The sequence below is a fragment of the Pseudomonas citronellolis genome (genome assembly GCF_029335315.1).
In the GTDB taxonomy this organism is placed as follows: Bacteria; Pseudomonadota; Gammaproteobacteria; order Pseudomonadales; family Pseudomonadaceae; genus Pseudomonas; species Pseudomonas citronellolis_A.
Genome location: NZ_JARJLT010000402.1, coordinates 1 through 1,954, shown reverse-complemented (window position 1 = coordinate 1,954; position 1,954 = coordinate 1). Strand labels below are relative to the sequence as shown.

Annotated in this window: 3 protein-coding genes; all 3 read left to right on the top strand. The window is 65.3% G+C overall.

Annotation, left to right across the window (positions count from 1 at the left end; genetic code table 11):
- Window positions 1-109 precede the first annotated feature (109 nt).
- On the top strand, window positions 110-499 hold the full coding sequence (locus P3W75_RS30625; RefSeq protein ID WP_276231084.1) for a hypothetical protein: 390 nt from the start codon (window positions 110-112) through the stop codon (window positions 497-499).
- Between the two features lie 85 nt (window positions 500-584).
- Window positions 585-1,037, top strand: a complete 453-nt coding sequence (locus tag P3W75_RS30620; RefSeq protein ID WP_276231083.1) for a PaaI family thioesterase — start codon at window positions 585-587, stop codon at window positions 1,035-1,037.
- Between the two features lie 282 nt (window positions 1,038-1,319).
- On the top strand, window positions 1,320-1,954 hold a 635-nt coding region (locus tag P3W75_RS30615), incomplete at its 3' end, for a polyphosphate kinase 2 (protein ID WP_276231082.1).

Here is a 1,954-nt window from a genome sequence, read left to right as displayed (position 1 = left end):
TCGGTTCGGATACACGAAACTACAGGGTGTCGACTGCATCGCCGAACTTCCTTCCCTAGACTGCGGTCTTCCGCTCTAGGGAGCCGCTTTCCGCGCACAGAAGTCGTCCATGCAGACCCACAGCAAACCCATAGGCCCGGTGCCCGCGCACCTGATCCAGCAAGCCGCGCCGAAGAAACTCGGGCGCGGCTGGCGGGCCGACTACAACATCGCGGTCTGGCTGCACCTGACCGTCAACGAAGGCGCGCCGGTGACCCTCAAGGTCAGCTACCAGGACGGCGACGTCACCCGCGAACAACTGATCGACCGTGGCCGCACCGGCTTCAACCAGCGCATCCTGCTGTGCGGCGTGGCGCGCCTGGAGTTCAACCAGGCGATCGAATCGATGAGTCTGTCGCTGCTCTCCGACGAGCCGATCCAGACGCTCCTGGTCGACGAGCTCTTCGTCCAGGCGGTGGAGCGCCAGAGCAGCGGCGAGCGCTCGCGGCGGCGGCGTTGAAGATTCATCCGAAGGAGTGATACGCCCGGCCCGGCCGATGCGTTGAAATGGCCGGTGTATCGCCGACCAGCCATCAGGATCGCCCATGAGCATCGACCCTTCGCACCTGCAGTCCTACACCGAATACCGCGGCATCGAGATTCCCTTCCTCGACCACCTGAAGCTCCGCTACCTGCCGGCGGGCGAGGCCGGGGCTGGCGAACGCCTGGTGCTGCGGGTGGAGCGCGAGCACCTCAACGGCTGGAACAACGCCCACGGCGGGGTGCTGATGACCCTGCTCGACGTGGCCATGGCCCTGGCCAGCAGCCACGCCGACGAAGAGCGCCGGGGCTGCGTGACCATCGAAATGAAGACCAGCTTCCTGCGCCCCGGCGGCGACATCGGCCAGGTGCTCGAAGCCTGCGGCGAAGTGCGCCACCGCACCCGCTCCATCGCCTTCTGCGAAGCGCAGATCCGCAATGCGGCCGGGGAGGTCGTGGCCACCGCCAGCGGCACCTTCAAATACCAGAACAAGCCGCGCCCGGTGATCGACGCCTGAGCCCCGCCCCGACGGCTCTTCGTAGGAGCGAGCCCGCTCGCGAACCTCTCCGCGCGGGTGCATCCAGCGGAATCCCGTTCGCGAGCAAGCTCGCTCCTACCTGAATTTCGATAGCTGGCTTAGTGCTATCGGCAGCCGCTCTGTTCCGCAGGTTTTCGTGTGGTTGTAACCGGGTTTGTCATGATTCTGTCATCAGCCCTGGCTACATTTTTCTGTCATGAAAGTGTCACCGACGAGTGACGGAGCCAGTGACGGCCCATACCGACCTTGCGAGTGCTGACCATGCTGCTCAATGACAACACGCTGCCCCGGCGAACCCTCCAGGACGCGCTCGACGACCGCGACGAGGAACTCGAACTCGACTGGCAGGACTACTACGGCCTCGACGGCCTGCGCGCCGACACCCTGGAGAACTTCGAGCAGCGCCGCGCCCGCCAGCGTTACTTCAGCGAGCTGTTCCGCCTGCAGGGCGAGTTGGTGAAGCTGCAGGGCTGGGTGGTGAAAACCGGGCACAAGGTGGTCATTCTCTTCGAAGGCCGCGACGCGGCGGGCAAGGGCGGGGTCATCAAGCGCATCACCCAGCGCCTCAACCCGCGGGTGTGCCGGGTCGCCGCGCTGCCGGCGCCGAATGATCGCGAGCAGACCCAGTGGTACTTCCAGCGCTACGTCTCGCACCTGCCGGCGGCGGGGGAGATCGTGCTGTTCGACCGCAGCTGGTACAACCGCGCCGGGGTCGAGCGGGTGATGGGCTTCTGCAACGACGAGCAGTACGAGGAATTCTTCCGCAGCGTGCCGGAGTTCGAACGCATGCTGGCGCGCTCGGGCATCCAGCTGATCAAGTACTGGTTCTCGATCACCGACGAGGAGCAGCACATGCGTTTCCTCAGCCGCATCCACGACCCGCTCAAGCAGTGGAA